We start from the raw sequence: 14220 nt of genomic DNA, 5'->3' as shown, positions 1-14220 counted from the left end.
AAGCGACAATAAACTAACTGTTGTCTGCTGTTCATTTGCCACTTGCCTACTGTTGCATCATCAACTTTTTCACGGCAGCTATTCCCCACTCCTGCTTCTCTTCTTCAGACCATAATTCGGGAAAGAACATCCGCCGTTGGAATCTTGGCGGAAGGTATTTCTGCCAGTTGGTGCCGCCTGTAGCCTTCACATCTTCCGGATCTCTTTTCAGGTAAGTGGCTGCCGATTTGAGGTGCGCCAGCGGCCAGAATACATTGACCAGCGTATCATACTCCCTCAGCTTCCGTACGATCTCATCGCGCCGGGGAGAGTTTAAGAAATTAGTGCGATAGACATGTCTCAGATTTTTATCGAGGTATTTTATGCCCGCTTCGTGAAATTCGGCCATGTACCTATTTTCGAATTGTTGTAAAGTCAGGGTCTTCTTTCCCGTGGCGAGGTCAGTTGCACCACTTTTCCAATAGATCTTATCGAGCATAGCGGCGATATCCGCATTCTCAAGGGCGTTCCGTTCATGTGCCGCCACCAGGTTGATCATGTCGGTTGAGCCGATCTCGATGAACCTGTATTGGGCCGACTGAAAGCCACTCGCCGGCAGCAGGGCCATCCGGAATTTAAGGAACTGTTCTTTCTCCATACCATCAACCATGATGGCGAACGAGTTTTCAAGGTTCTGAAAATAACGGATCATGCGGTCTATTCTTTCGATGAAAAACTTTTCATCGATATTCTGGCGCGTGGAGATCTGCTCAATCTCCAGCATCACCAGCTTAAAATACAGCTCCGTGATCTGGTGATAGATGATAAACACCTTTTCATCGGGGAAACTCGTCTTGGGGTTCTGGAGGCTCAGCAGTGTGTCAACGTGCACATAATCCCAATACGTAAGGTAATCGGAATACAAAAGCCCATCGAGGTATGAAGACAGGTCCTGGCCCAGATAATCATACTTGGCCTGTAGTTTTTTAAGCTGGTTCAGAAGGTTTTCGTCTACCGGGTTATCTGCCATTACTGATCAATAAAGTGAATTACTTGTGTAAATTTGCCCGAAGTTAATTGAATAATCTAAATACTATGCCCAACCATACGCCCACCACTGAAACGAAGGGAAAGAAATCGTTAAAACAGGACCTGTACGATCACCCTGATCTTTACGCGGTAGATGACCTGCTGACGGAAGAGCATAAGCTGATCAGAAGCTCGATCAGGGATTTTGTAAAACGCGAGATCTCACCCTACATCGAAGACTGGGCGCAACGCGCTCATTTTCCGTACGAGATCGTAAAAAAATTCGGCGATATCGGTGCTTTTGGCCCGACGATCCCTACCCAGTACGGTGGCGGCGGACTGGACTATATCTCCTACGGCCTGATCATGCAGGAGATCGAACGCGGTGATTCCGGCATGCGCTCTACGGCCTCTGTGCAGGGATCGCTGGTGATGTACCCGATTTACAAATTTGGCAACGAGCAGCAGCGGAAAAAATATCTTCCGAAGCTGGCCTCCGGCGAATGGCTGGGATGTTTCGGGCTGACGGAGCCGGATCACGGTTCCAATCCCTCGGGCATGGTGACCAATTTCAAAGATAAGGGCGATCACTATCTGCTCAACGGCGCCAAAATGTGGATCTCCAATTCACCGCGTGCCGATGTGGCCGTGGTGTGGGCTAAAAACGAAGCAGGAAGGATCCACGGCCTGATCGTTGAGCGGGGCATGGAAGGATTTACCACGCCTGAAACGCATGGCAAATGGTCGCTGCGCGCCAGCACCACCGGAGAGCTGGTATTCGACAATGTTAAAGTACCGAAAGAAAACCTGCTGCCTGGTAAAGATGGCCTTGGCGCTCCGCTGATGTGCCTTGATTCTGCCCGTTACGGTATTGCCTGGGGAGCGCTGGGTGCCGCGATGGACTGCTACGAATCGGCCCGCCGGTATGCCAGTGAAAGGATCCAGTTCGGCAAGCCGATCGCTTCCTTCCAGCTGGTGCAGAAGAAGCTTGCAGAGATGCTTACCGAGATCACCAAGGCACAGTTGATGGTATGGCGCCTGGGGACACTGATGAATGAAGGAAAAGCCACCACCGTGCAGATCTCCGCAGCAAAACGCAACAGTGTGCACATAGCCCTGGAGATAGCGCGCGAGGCAAGACAGATCCATGGCGGCATGGGCATCACCGGCGAATACCCGATCATGCGTCACCAGATGAACCTGGAATCAGTGGTCACTTACGAAGGAACACATGATATCCACCTTTTGATATTGGGGAATCATATTACGGGAATACCGGCGTTTGTGTGAAAAGGTACGAGATAGGAGGTACGAAATACGAGGTACGAAGTACGTAAATACAGTGTTCACGTACCTCGTACTTCGTATCTCGTACTTACTTATTCCACGTAAGCAGTGAAAGTAAATCGTTGAACGGGATTTCTTGGATCGTTGGAATAGATCGTCACAGCTTTCTGCTGGGTGCCTGACCGGTCTTGCGGATCGAAGGCAACTTTGATCGTGCTGGAGTCACCAGGCTTGATAGAAGTTTTGGAAGCGCTTGCGGTAACGCAGGTGCAATTGCCTTGCAGCGAACGAAGTGTAAGCTCTTTTTTACCGGCATTGACGACCTGGATCTCGCGGACTGTTGGTGTATTACCTTTGATCCGGCCAAAATCCATGGTGCTGGTATTCATGCGCAGCTGGGGCGCCTTGGCAATTTCTTCAGGCGTAAGCTCAGGGAAGTAATCTTCAAGCGTAGCAAACACTGAAAAAGATTTAACAGGATTCACCTCGTCGCTGGTGTGAAGCTCGATGTTGTCTGACTGGAATCCGTATTGATTCTTGAGCTTGCCATTATAGCTGATCTTGAGCGTAGCCTTTTCTCCGGGAGCGAGCGTTTTAGGCTCAACGTCTGCCTTGATGTATTTGGGACTCACAACGGGTGCGGTGAAGGTGATCTGTTTAGCGCCGCCGTTGAGTATCGGGAACTCACGCACCGCGAACTCATCTTTCAGAAAGACCTTTCCCATGTTGAAAGATGAGGTCTTGAATTTCAGCGCGCCGTTGGTGATCAGGAAATCCGCATTGTTCGCTTTGCCCTCGCTGGAAACCTGGCCTTTGATATAGAGCACAACAGGATTGGCATCGAGGTCAGTAGTAACTGTTAATGATTTGTTAAAAAATCCCGGCCTTCCTTTGGGATTATAGCTGGCCTGGATAAATCCCGTTTTGCCCGGGTCAACAGGTTCTTTAGACCATCCGGGCGTGGTACAGCCGCAGGAGGCCTGCACAGTGAGTATTTTAACCGGCCTTGAGCTGTTGTTGGTAAAAACAAACTCATGGGTTACGGGACCCTTGTCTTCTGCTACGGTGCCAAAATCGTGTGTCTCTTCCTTGAACTGGAGTTGTCTGGCTTGCTGGGCGACAGCGGCAATGGCAAATGCTGCAAAAATGAGGGTGACTACTACTTTTTTCATGCTGGATTGTCTGTTTGACCGGATGCAAAATTAACGAATTCCCGATTCAATTAATTTCATAGGTGTGCCTAAATCCTTTTGTTTGCAACATTTTCTTTTCTTTGTGTCCGATATGGCAAGAATTCTAACTGGCATTCAAAGCAGCGGAAGACCACACCTGGGAAATTTACTGGGGGCTATCATTCCCGCGATCAAACTTTCGCAGCAACCCGGCAACGACTCGTTCTTTTTCATTGCCGACCTCCATTCCCTCACCACCATCAAGGATGCGGAGATCCGTGTAAACAATGTAAGGGCGGTAGCGGCAGCGTGGCTCGCATTCGGCTTTGATATCGAAAAGAATTTCCTTTACCGGCAATCGCGAATTCCGGAGGTCTGCGAGCTTACGTGGTACCTCAGTTGTATGGCGCCCTATCCGATGCTTGCCAACGCCACCTCGTTCAAGGATAAGTCCGAAAAACTATCGGATGTGAACGTTGGCCTGTTCACCTACCCGGTGCTGATGACGGCCGACATCATCCTGTATGACGCTAACTATGTACCGGTTGGCAAAGACCAGCGGCAGCACCTGGAGATCGCACGCGACATCGCCACGACCTTCAACAACCAATACGGCGAAACTTTTGTGATCCCTGAAGCGCGCATCTCCGAAGAAGTGATGACCATTCCCGGAACGGATGGCCAGAAGATGAGCAAATCGTACGGCAATATCCTCGACATATTTTTACCAGACAAAGAGCTGCGCAAGCAGGTGATGTCCATTGTCACGGACAGCACACCGCTGGAAGCACCGAAAGATCCGGACAAGGATAACGTTTACGCCATCTACAGCCTGTTGGCCACCGACGAGCAGAAGACCAACCTCCGGAACAAATACCTGGCGGGTAATTTCGGTTATGGACATGCGAAACAGGAACTCTACGAGCTGATCCTTCAGAAATACAAAACTGAACGTGAAGCTTTCAATTTCTACATGAGCAACCCGGAAGCGCTCGATAAAAAACTCGAGCAGGGAGAAGCAAAAGCCAGGGTGATCGCCCAGCAAGTGTTGGCGAGGGTGAGGAAGAAACTTGGATTTGTTTAGGAGTCCACGGTCGGGACAGTCGACAGTCCACAGCCATAGGGTGCTACGTTCTTTGAAGGTACGAGGTACGATTTACGAAGTACGATTGTTAACCATGGGCAGTATTTTGCCTACTGCCTATTGTCAATTGCCTACTGTTACTTCGCGCTCCACACCACTTCCTGCTTGTCTTTGCCGATGGCGAGGATGATGCGGGTGGGGCCGGGTACGAGGATCAACTTGGTATCTTTTCCTGCGAACTTATCAACTTCTACGGGTACACCTTTGCCGAGGTAGGCAATCGGCATCAGCACGTCGTTGTCAGGGCAGAGGTCGTCATGAACGTTCTGGAATGCCTCCTCCATGTATTCTCCGTACTCGTCCTGAAATTCGTCTTCGAGGTCGTGAAGCTGCTCTTCGAGGTCGTCGTACTTAGGGTTGTTATAATCTATTTTGGCCAGTTCTTCACGTTTTTTCAAGATCTCCTGGAGGGCTTTGTCGAGTGCTTTAACGTCCATAAGTGCATTTTTTCGTAAAGATTAAAGAATTCGCGGAATTACAAAAAAACTCTTTGAGCTTCATCAGAAATACGGCTGCATCCGGCGATTTCCGTCCGTTCTGAAGGTATAAAATTTTGTTCTGTCGTCGAAAATCCCGGTACGAGGAAATAAAAATTCACGGCTCCGCTTTTCACAGAAGTTCCTTTTTAACGCTTCTTTCATTGCGGTACAAGCTCTAATTTTACATGCAAACACTACAATATGAAAGAAGATTTTCTGCCCATCAACGGCACTGACCACATCGAATTATATGTCGGCAATGCCAAACAGTCGGCATTATTCTATCAGCATTGTATGGGCTTTGAGCTCATCGCTTATGCAGGGCCTGAAACCGGTGTGCGCGACCGTGCTTCGTATGTGCTGCAGCAGAACAAGATCAGACTGGTGCTTACTACGTCGCTGCAGAAAGATTCGGAGATCGCCAGGCACGTGCAGAAACATGGCGACGGCGTAAAGGTTCTCGCCCTCTGGGTAGACGATGCGCGCAAATCCTTTTATGAAACAACATCGCGCGGAGCCGAAGCCGCCCATGAGCCCCAGGTGAGCAAGGATGAATTTGGCGAAGTGGTGATGTCATCGATCAAAACGTACGGAGACACCATCCATACTTTTGTGGAAAGAAAAAATTACAAGGGCCCCTTCCTTCCCGGCTACAAGCCCCGCAAAACCAACGCGAAGATCGAATCCATCGGCCTGAAGTATGTCGATCATTGTGTAGGCAACGTGGAGCTGGGAAAAATGAACGAATGGGTAGGTTTCTATGAAAAAGTAATGGGCTTCAACCTGCTTGTAACTTTTGACGATAAAGACATCTCCACAGAATACAGCGCGCTGATGTCGAAAGTGGTATCGAATGGAAATGGTTATATCAAATTCCCTATCAATGAGCCGGCGGAGGGAAAGAAAAAATCGCAGATCGAAGAGTACCTCGATTTTTATCACGGCCCCGGTGTACAGCACATCGCCATTGCCACTGATGACATCATTCACACGGTGGGTGAGCTGCGCCGGCGTGGCATGGAATTTTTATATGTGCCAGATAACTACTATGAAGATATTCTGGATCGTGTCGGGAAGATAGACGAAGACCTCAAAGAACTTAAAAAACTGAATATCCTGATCGACCGCGATGAAGAAGGCTACCTGCTCCAGATCTTTACAAAACCTGTTCAGGACAGGCCAACCCTGTTTTTCGAGATCATCGAACGCAATGGTGCAAAATCTTTCGGCAAGGGAAATTTCAAAGCGCTTTTCGAATCCATTGAACGTGAGCAGGCTTTGCGTGGAAATTTATAATATCTCAACATACTTTCATCGGCCGGGTTTGTATTGACCCGGCTTTTTTATTTTTTTACGACCTCAAATAACAGACATATGGCCGAAGCACTTTTAGAACAGGTTCAGACAAAAGCCAAAAGCTGGATCAACAGCCCTGCGATCGATAGCGAAACAAAGGCACTGGTAAGATCATTGCTGGAAAAGCCTGACACCAAAGAGCTGATCGACAGCTTTTACAAGGACCTCGAGTTCGGTACGGGCGGGCTTCGCGGTGTTATGGGCGCCGGCTCAAACTGCATGAACCAGTACACCGTTGGCATCGCCACACAGGGCCTGGCCAACTACCTGCTGAAAACTTATCCCGGCGAACGTATAGAAGTGGCCATTGCGCATGACAGCCGTAACAACAGCCGGTTCTTTACGGAGGTCACAGCCAATGTGCTCTCGGCCAACGGCATCCACGTGCATGTTTTCGCCGAGCTGAGGCCCACTCCCCTGCTCTCATTTGCCATTCGTTATCTGAAATGTCACTCCGGTATTGTGATCACGGCATCACACAATCCCAAAGAGTACAATGGTTATAAAGCGTACTGGGCCGGTGGCGCGCAGGTTGTCCCGCCGCACGACAAAAATATCATTGAAGAAGTGAACAGGATCACCTCGTTTGAGCAGGTGAAGTTCAACGCAAATAAGGCACTGATCCATAACATCGGGTCTGAAGTGGAGGCTGCCTATTACGAGGAAGTGAAGAAGCTCATCCCGAATAAGGAGACCATCGCACGTCACAAGAACATTCCCCTGGTGTACTCCAGTCTTCACGGTGCCGGCATCACCATGGTACCGGAATGCCTGAAGCAGATCGGCTTTGCCAATATCCAGGTTGTGGAAGAGCAAAAGACACCTGATGGCAATTTCCCCACGGTGCAATCGCCCAACCCGGAAGAGCAGTCTGCCATGGAGCTGGTGATCAAAAAAGGAAAAGCTGCCGGCGCAACGATGGTGATGGCTACAGATCCTGACACCGACCGCGTGGGCATCGGTGTTCGTAAGGCCGACGGCGAGTTTATTCTGCTGAACGGGAACCAGGCCTTTAGTCTGATGATGTACTTCATCATGAAGAATCTGAAAAATACCGGCAACACTTACATTGCCAAAACCATTGTTACCACGGAGCTTGTGGATGCGATGGCCGAACGCCTCGGTGTGGAATGCTACAACACCCTTACGGGATTCAAATACATTGCAGAGCTGATGGGCAAGCTGGAAGGCAAAAAACGTTTCATCGCTGCAGGTGAGGAAAGTTATGGTTATATGGTGGGCGATTTTGTGCGCGACAAGGACGCAGTATCCGCCTGCGCGTTCTTCGCTGCCATGGCCGCCAATGCCACCGACGAGAACAAGTCGATGTACGACTGGCTGATCGATATGTATGTGGAATTCGGGTTCTATAAGGAAGGCCTTGTGAACCTGGTGCGCAAAGGCCAGCAGGGTGAGCAGGAGATCAAGGCCATGATGGAGAAGTTCAGGAACAATCCGCCGGCACAGATCAATGGAAGCCGCGTAACCAGGCTGCTGGATTACAAGACCCTGAAAGAGACAGACCTGATCAGCAAAAAAGAAACATCATTGTCGTTCCCGAAATCGGATGTGCTGCAGTTTTACCTGGAAGACGGAAGCAAGGTCTCTGTGCGGCCCTCGGGAACAGAACCGAAAATAAAATTCTACATCAGCGTAAACACAAAACTCAATTCAGCCCGCGATTTCGAGCAGGTGAACAGGCAGCTGGAAGAGAAGATCAAAGGCATCGAGCGCGAGCTGCTGGCCTGAGGGACTATGAAAAATACACTCATCGAATCATTCGTTTTTCTGTTTGAACGGGAGCTCGACAAGCTCGAGGCGGAGATCAAACAGTACCCGGATGAAGCTTCTGTCTGGAAACTTGAAGGTGATATCAAGAACCCGGGAGGAAATTTATGCCTGCACCTCTGTGGCAATCTTCAGCAATATATTGGCGAACAGCTGGGTCATTCGGGCTACCAGCGAAACCGTCCCCTGGAGTTTTCTGCGCGTGACGTTTCCAGGGCACAACTTCTCAACGAAATACAGAAGACCAAACTTGTGGTGTCGGCCACACTCAGGAAGCTGGATGACGAATCGATCCGGCAGATGTACCCCGAAGAAGTGTTGGGTTACCCGATGACCACGGTGTTCTTCCTGACCCATTTGCTGGCTCATTTGGGATATCATCTGGGGCAGATCAATTACCATAGACGACTTATCGGTCGATAGTCGATGGTCTATAGTCCATCGCAGAGCAGTGTGACATCGCATGAACGTCCATGGACCATCGACTATGGACCATGGACAATATTCCCTACATTAGCACTTTAAGCTAGATCTCTTGCAATCACTCAATAAGTTCCTTGCCGCTACTGCTGGTCTTGTCTGGTGGCCGGTATTATTTCTCATTATCGGAGGCGGATTATACTTCCTGTTCTACTCACGCTTCATTCAATACAAATATTTCTTTCACGCCATTGGGTTGCTCCGTAAAAAAGATGATCCCAACGCTCCGGGTCAGATCTCCGCTTATAAGGCCTTGTCAACAGCCCTGGCCTCAACGGTGGGTATAGGCAATCTCTCCGGCGTGGCCGCAGCGATCGCACTGGGAGGCCCCGGCGCACTCTTCTGGATGTGGGTTACGTCACTTATCGGTATGTCCACGAACTTCTTCACCAGCGCGCTGGCCAGCATGTACCGCGGCAAAGACTCCACGGGCGAGCTGCAGGGCGGTCCGATGTACGTGATCCGCGAAGCGCTTGGAAAACAATGGCAACCACTCGCGGTGCTCTTCTGCCTTTGCGCCATGATGGGATCACTGCCCATCTTCCAGGCCAACCAGCTCGTGCAAGCGCTTCTCGACATCGGGCTGAAACCTCTGGGGTTTGAAGAGGCTTTCTTTACGGTGGGAGATTCATCTGTCAGTCTTACCAAGCTCATCATCGGTGTATGCCTTGCGGCGTTCTGCTCCATCGTGATCGTTGGGGGCATTCAACGCATTGGTAACTGGGCCGGACGACTGGTTCCTGTCATGATCGTTCTTCACTTTGTTTCAGTGATGATCATCCTGATCAGCTTTGCAGACCGTATCCCCTACTATGTGGGCCTGGTTTTCACCGATGCATTTGCCGCAGAACATTATCACGGCGATCCGTTTTTGGGTGGTGTGCTGGGCGGTATTATCATGCTGGGTGTAAGAAGGTCTACGTTCTCCAACGAGGCTGGTATTGGCACCGCTCCCATGGCCATGAGCGCGGCGAAAAGCACGGAGCCGGTGCGTGAAGGTCTGATCTCGATGCTGAGTCCCGTGATCGATACGCTGATCTCCTGCTCATTGACAGCTTTCGCGATACTGGTAACCGATGTATGGCAAACGCCTGGCGCCAATGGCATCACGCTCACGTCGCTTGCCTACAGTGCCGCGCTTCCGAATGGTGGTAACGTTGTACTGCTCCTGTGTACTGTGGTGTTTGCTGTGAGTGCGTTGTTCTCTTACAGCTATTACGGCAGAAAGGCATTGTCATTCCTCATCGGCTACGAAAAAAGCGTGTGGTACGATTACTTCTACCTGGCCACCATCACGCTCGGCGCCATTGCCTCCATGGATCTGGTGCTGAACGTCATCGACATCGCTTTTGCGTTGATGGCCATTCCCACGATGATCTCCGCTATAGAGCTGGCACCGAAGGTTATGCGTGTAGCGAAAACTTATTTTGAAAAAGAAGTAAGAGGCAAAAGTAGGCAGTAGGCAAAGGGCAGTAGGCAAAAGATACGGGAAATTTACAAGTAACCGTTGCCAAATCCAGAATAGAGACCGAACATGATATTTATTCACGCCTATTGCCTACTGTTCAATAGCTGAAAGCTATTGAAGTTGCCTACTGCCTACTGTTATTTAACTTTCTCGAGATCAGCTTCGAAGAGATCGTTGCCCGTTTTTCCGGAGAGTTTCCATCTCCGCCCGCCAGCAAGAGAAAGTGTGCCTTCCATTGGCGAAATGCCTTGCGGATGTCTCCATGATATCTGCAACTGCCCCTGCGACTGATGGTCAAATGATCCGAATGTTCTTTGACGGTAATCGCGAAATTCAAAAACACATTCATTGGCCACGTCGAAGTAAACAACGGTCAGCACACTATCGCAGTACATGTCAGCAGTTCTGTCTTCATTGTTGATGCTGATCTTTTGAACAACATACTTGCCCATGATCTCAGGCGTCCTGTTACGAATTTTATAGGGTATGATCAGTAGCATGGGCGTTATCACCAACGCGATCCGCAAAACATTCTTGGTACTGCCTTTCAACCTGACCACAGGAAGATCTCCTCCGTCCCTGCTTAGAAAAAACGCCCTCAGCCGGTCGTACTCCGATAGCAACAGGTACACAATAGCGGTTATCAGAACAACAGCGTGAATAGCCACCCATGGATGAAGTTTGTAAAAAATATCGATCAACAAAATATTCAGCAGCACCGGCAGAAGGATGAAAATGCCGATCAGCCGCGTTCTGCGGAAAAGCAGCAGGTAGGCACCGGCGATCTGAAAAATGGCGACGGATACGATCATCGGATACGATCGCCCGAAATAACTCCAGGTGAGCCACTCCAGCGACAAGGTGCTGAAGGGTTCATCGAGCATGGCCATGGGCGTAAAGAACTGGAATCCACCGGCGATCTTCTGCCAGCCAAACATGGACAGGTCGAAGGCCAGCGCAAACCTGATCACACCCTGCCAGAAAGCAAGGGTAGATACAGAATCTATTGTTTGTCGATTTTCCCGTCGCTGCCATACAGGAACATACAGCAATGCACCTGCAATAAGCATCAGTCCAAGCAGGGCCATGATAGCTGGAGGTATCCAGTGAGCGGCGAACCTGTTGGCGATGCGGTGAAAACTAAACCCGCTTACCACGCCAGCCAGCAGGCATGACAGGATCTTGTGGTGCAGGGGAATTGTAGCCATATCTTTCATAACATTTGAAATAAGTATGGCCGAAAAGTAAGAAGCATGCCCGCACCCGGTGTTCCACGGGATACAACGGAACGTGTTTTGGAAGATTTTTCAGGTTATCGAAGGACTATGCTGAAGCCCCTCGCCTGTTGCAGCGGCCTTTTTAAACGCTGTGGGTGATAATCCTGTTACTTTTTTAAAAGTGGTGTTGAAGGTTGTTTTGGAATTAAAGCCTGCCTCATAGGCAATGCCTATCATGCTCAGGTGCCGGTGCCGATCGCTTTGCAGCAGCATCTTGGCCTGCTCAACCCTGTAACCATTCACAAAATCAAAGAAAGTACTGCCGAACCCGTTGTTAAGCACATACGACAGCTCATGAGAAGACAGGTCCATTCTCTCTGCCAGCGCCGGTAAGCCCAGCTCCGGATCGAGGAAGCACTTTTCAGTTTCCATTATCAGCACAAGCCGGGTTTTCAATGCCTCAATTTTGTCTGCCGCCACCCGTTCCTGCCTGGCCTTGTAATTACTTTCACGAATGATCTCGCCTATATCTTCGACCGCGCGGGCAGGAAACGCATAGATCTCACGCTGGTGTAGGGCGAAGTAGCTGATGAAGTAGATGGCTGTGAGGTAACCCAGCGGGCTGTAGCTTTCCATCCACGCAAAGTGAAAAAACACTTCATTGAACCACAACAGTACCATGAACAGGAGGCCCAGCAGAAAATATTTCAGCCACTGAAGCTCTACTGGCGCCGGCGATGAATATATGAGACGTACATTCTTCCGATGGCGAATCAACCTTGTGTAAGCACCAATCCAATAAATGATTACCTGGAGCTTGATCACCAGGAACATAAAGTTGCGTATATACGGCGCCATCACAGGAAACGATACAGCAGCGCGGTTCAGCAGCAACGGACCGGAAAAGCCCGGAGCTAACGCCGGCAAACAATTGATCGCGAAAAGTAAGCAGGGTACGAAGTGCCACAAATCTGCTTTTCTGAATTTTCTGTCTGCAGCCGTGAAGTATGACACGCTCAGGTACAACGCAGGGGCCATGGCAAACCGCGTGATCTCCGAAAGCAACGTCAGACGCACATACTGTGTGTCAAGTTTAAGGGTATACGCGATGTCGGCCAGAAGTGTAAGCCCGAAGCAAAACAGGAACGCGCTGAGCCAACGGTTAGCGATGCCGTTAGCCTTGCCCGGATTTACCAAACAAATAAAAGAGAGTAGAAAAACGCTTCCAGCACTCAGGCCCAGTATGATGACGGTGAACATGCTGCTTCTTTAGCTTGACCTCATGCAAATTAGAAAAAACCGGCAAAGGAGTGGTGTTACAGGGCTATCAATTGACCAATTGAACATTGATCATTATCAAGCTGCATTGATCTGCTTCGCTTCCGTAGCGTAAGGATAATCGAACAGTCCGTGCTCTTTGATGGCCTCCTCCACTTTATGCGGCACAAATTTTTCCCAGCCGGGCTCTCCCTTTCTGATCATGGCCAACACATTGTCTGAGATGATGTGAAGATGCTTCACGTAAGCGTCGTTGATGTCTTCGAGCTTGTTGTTATCCATCAGGTAACGGAAGAGATTTTTCAGGTTATCCGGAAGCTCCTTTTCAAAATCTTTGAGGGTGAACAGCTCATTGGAATCTTTTCGCAGCGCTGGGTAAATGTAGAGCTTCACGTTGCTGCCGAACAGCGACGCAAAACATTCAAGGATACCTCCGCGCAGGTTCTCGTAGGTTTTCTCTTCGAACACTTTTTGCAACGCATAGATGCCCATGGTGATGCCGATCTTCTTTCCCTTGGTGATCCGTGAGAGGTAGTCCACCAGGCGATAGTGCTCGAAATAGTTGGAGATGAGCACGTTCTGCCCCAGCGAGCAGATGATGTCGGCACGATGCAAAAAGTCTTTCTCGTCTATTTTGCCATCCGGGCTTAGGTCATTCAGCGTGAGCTCCGATACGAGCACGATCTTATTACGGTCTACGTCGGGTTCGTGTTTGAAATGTCTCCTGGAGGTCAGCAGCATGTCTACGTTGACATGTGTTACGGGGCGGAACCTGCCGCGCAGCACCAGCACGTGCTTTTTGTAAAGCTCATCTGAAGGCTGCATCACATCGCCGGAAGGCCCGAACATGGCCGCTTTTGTGAGGCCGTTCTTCACCAGCTTCAAGGCCATCAGGCGGTTATCAACATGTTTAAAATCGGGGCCGGAGAGTCTGAACATATCGATCTCGATCCTTCGTGCAGTAAGTCCGTCCAGTAACGACATGAGCAACTCTTCCGGGTCGCTCACAAACATACAGCCGTAGATCATATTCACGCCGATAATACCCAGCGCAAACTGCTGCTGCAACGGGTCGTTATCCTGCATCTTGACGTGGATGACACATTCGTTGGGTTCGCTCTTGGGTGTAAGCTGAAATCGCAGGCCCATCCAGCCGTGTCCCTGGTTGGTGCGCTCATAGTTGAGGATCTCTACGGTATCGGCAAAGGCGAAAAAGCGGGTTGTTTCAATGCGATGCGGAAGTCGCTCTGCCAGCAACACATACTCATGATCGAGCATCCCGGAAAGGCGGTCTTCGCATACATACCTGTCGCACACGCCGTAGATGGCGTCGCTGAACTTCATATCGTAGGCTGAAATGGTTTTGGCAACTGTTCCGGAGGCTCCTCCTACTTTAAAAAAGTTGGCTGCAACTTCCTGGCCCGCGCCGATCTCTGCAAACGATCCATAAATGGCTTTGCTGAGGTTGATCCGAAGGGCTTTTTCCTGTGTTGTTAGTTTCCTGAATTCATCCATAAGCCTTCCTAACGATAACGTGGTTAAT

General features: G+C 49.9%; 12 protein-coding genes. 6 read left to right on the top strand and 6 right to left on the bottom strand.

What is annotated here, in order from left to right:
* Positions 1–46: 46 nt before the first annotated feature.
* Entirely contained in the window at positions 47–1009 is a 963-nt protein-coding gene (locus tag KK083_RS23625) for a tryptophan 2,3-dioxygenase family protein (RefSeq protein ID WP_254168132.1), read from the bottom strand.
* 65 nt (positions 1010–1074) lie between these two features.
* Here KK083_RS23625 and KK083_RS23620 point away from each other — a divergent pair, with 65 nt between their 5' ends.
* Positions 1075–2298 (top strand): acyl-CoA dehydrogenase family protein, encoded by a 1224-nt coding sequence (locus KK083_RS23620; protein ID WP_254168131.1) that lies wholly within the window; start codon positions 1075–1077, stop codon positions 2296–2298.
* Between the two features lie 89 nt (positions 2299–2387).
* Here KK083_RS23620 and KK083_RS23615 read toward each other — a convergent pair whose 3' ends face one another.
* The gene (locus KK083_RS23615; protein ID WP_254168130.1) at positions 2388–3467 is read right to left on the bottom strand and encodes a DUF1573 domain-containing protein; all 1080 of its coding nucleotides are present in this window, start codon (positions 3465–3467) and stop codon (positions 2388–2390) included.
* A gap of 112 nt (positions 3468–3579) precedes the next feature.
* Here KK083_RS23615 and trpS point away from each other — a divergent pair, with 112 nt between their 5' ends.
* A complete protein-coding gene (gene trpS, locus KK083_RS23610) occupies positions 3580–4551 on the top strand; it encodes a tryptophan--tRNA ligase (RefSeq protein ID WP_254168128.1) in 972 nt (323 codons plus the stop codon).
* Positions 4552–4688: 137 nt separating this feature from the next.
* On the opposite strand, the gene KK083_RS23605 is transcribed toward trpS, so the two are convergent.
* Positions 4689–5048: a hypothetical protein gene (locus KK083_RS23605; RefSeq protein WP_254168126.1), complete on the bottom strand. Its 360-nt coding sequence runs from the start codon at positions 5046–5048 to the stop codon at positions 4689–4691.
* A gap of 243 nt (positions 5049–5291) precedes the next feature.
* On the opposite strand from KK083_RS23605, the gene hppD reads away from it, so the two are divergent.
* From hppD to KK083_RS23585, 4 genes are all read left to right on the top strand, one after another.
* A complete protein-coding gene (hppD, locus tag KK083_RS23600) occupies positions 5292–6386 on the top strand; it encodes a 4-hydroxyphenylpyruvate dioxygenase (RefSeq protein ID WP_254168124.1) in 1095 nt (364 codons plus the stop codon).
* A gap of 78 nt (positions 6387–6464) precedes the next feature.
* Entirely contained in the window at positions 6465–8195 is a 1731-nt protein-coding gene (locus KK083_RS23595) for a phospho-sugar mutase (protein ID WP_254168122.1), read from the top strand.
* Positions 8196–8201: 6 nt separating this feature from the next.
* On the top strand, positions 8202–8657 hold the full coding sequence (locus tag KK083_RS23590; protein WP_254168120.1) for a DUF1572 family protein: 456 nt from the start codon (positions 8202–8204) through the stop codon (positions 8655–8657).
* A gap of 112 nt (positions 8658–8769) precedes the next feature.
* On the top strand, positions 8770–10176 hold the full coding sequence (locus KK083_RS23585) for an alanine/glycine:cation symporter family protein (RefSeq protein WP_254168118.1): 1407 nt from the start codon (positions 8770–8772) through the stop codon (positions 10174–10176).
* A gap of 143 nt (positions 10177–10319) precedes the next feature.
* Here the strand turns inward: KK083_RS23585 and KK083_RS23580 are convergent, their stop codons facing one another.
* From KK083_RS23580 to KK083_RS23570, 3 genes are all read right to left on the bottom strand, one after another.
* Positions 10320–11390: a hypothetical protein gene (locus KK083_RS23580; RefSeq protein WP_254168116.1), complete on the bottom strand. Its 1071-nt coding sequence runs from the start codon at positions 11388–11390 to the stop codon at positions 10320–10322.
* A gap of 99 nt (positions 11391–11489) precedes the next feature.
* Positions 11490–12659, bottom strand: coding sequence for a helix-turn-helix domain-containing protein (locus KK083_RS23575; RefSeq protein ID WP_254168115.1), 1170 nt, complete (start codon positions 12657–12659; stop codon positions 11490–11492).
* A 96-nt stretch (positions 12660–12755) separates the two neighbouring features.
* A complete protein-coding gene (locus KK083_RS23570) occupies positions 12756–14192 on the bottom strand; it encodes a TonB-dependent receptor (protein ID WP_254168114.1) in 1437 nt (478 codons plus the stop codon).
* Positions 14193–14220: the final 28 nt, after the last annotated feature.

The organism is Chryseosolibacter histidinae, from assembly GCF_018598225.1.
Lineage (GTDB): Bacteria > Bacteroidota > Bacteroidia > Cytophagales > Cyclobacteriaceae > Chryseosolibacter > Chryseosolibacter histidini.
Note: the sequence above shows the minus strand (reverse complement) of the source record. Positions and strands in the feature narration are given on the sequence as shown.

Excerpts from the sequence above, each read along its gene's own strand:
- KK083_RS23625 (WP_254168132.1), bottom strand. The coding sequence starts at position 1,009 with ATGGCAGATAACCCGGTAGACGAAAACCTTCTGAACCAGCTTAAAAAA.
- KK083_RS23620 (WP_254168131.1), top strand. The coding sequence starts at position 1,075 with ATGCCCAACCATACGCCCACCACTGAAACGAAGGGAAAGAAATCGTTA.
- KK083_RS23615 (WP_254168130.1), bottom strand. The coding sequence starts at position 3,467 with ATGAAAAAAGTAGTAGTCACCCTCATTTTTGCAGCATTTGCCATTGCC.
- trpS (WP_254168128.1), top strand. The coding sequence starts at position 3,580 with ATGGCAAGAATTCTAACTGGCATTCAAAGCAGCGGAAGACCACACCTG.
- KK083_RS23605 (WP_254168126.1), bottom strand. The coding sequence starts at position 5,048 with ATGGACGTTAAAGCACTCGACAAAGCCCTCCAGGAGATCTTGAAAAAA.
- hppD (WP_254168124.1), top strand. The coding sequence starts at position 5,292 with ATGAAAGAAGATTTTCTGCCCATCAACGGCACTGACCACATCGAATTA.
- KK083_RS23595 (WP_254168122.1), top strand. The coding sequence starts at position 6,465 with ATGGCCGAAGCACTTTTAGAACAGGTTCAGACAAAAGCCAAAAGCTGG.
- KK083_RS23590 (WP_254168120.1), top strand. The coding sequence starts at position 8,202 with ATGAAAAATACACTCATCGAATCATTCGTTTTTCTGTTTGAACGGGAG.
- KK083_RS23580 (WP_254168116.1), bottom strand. The coding sequence starts at position 11,390 with ATGGCTACAATTCCCCTGCACCACAAGATCCTGTCATGCCTGCTGGCT.
- KK083_RS23575 (WP_254168115.1), bottom strand. The coding sequence starts at position 12,659 with ATGTTCACCGTCATCATACTGGGCCTGAGTGCTGGAAGCGTTTTTCTA.
- KK083_RS23570 (WP_254168114.1), bottom strand. The coding sequence starts at position 14,192 with ATGGATGAATTCAGGAAACTAACAACACAGGAAAAAGCCCTTCGGATC.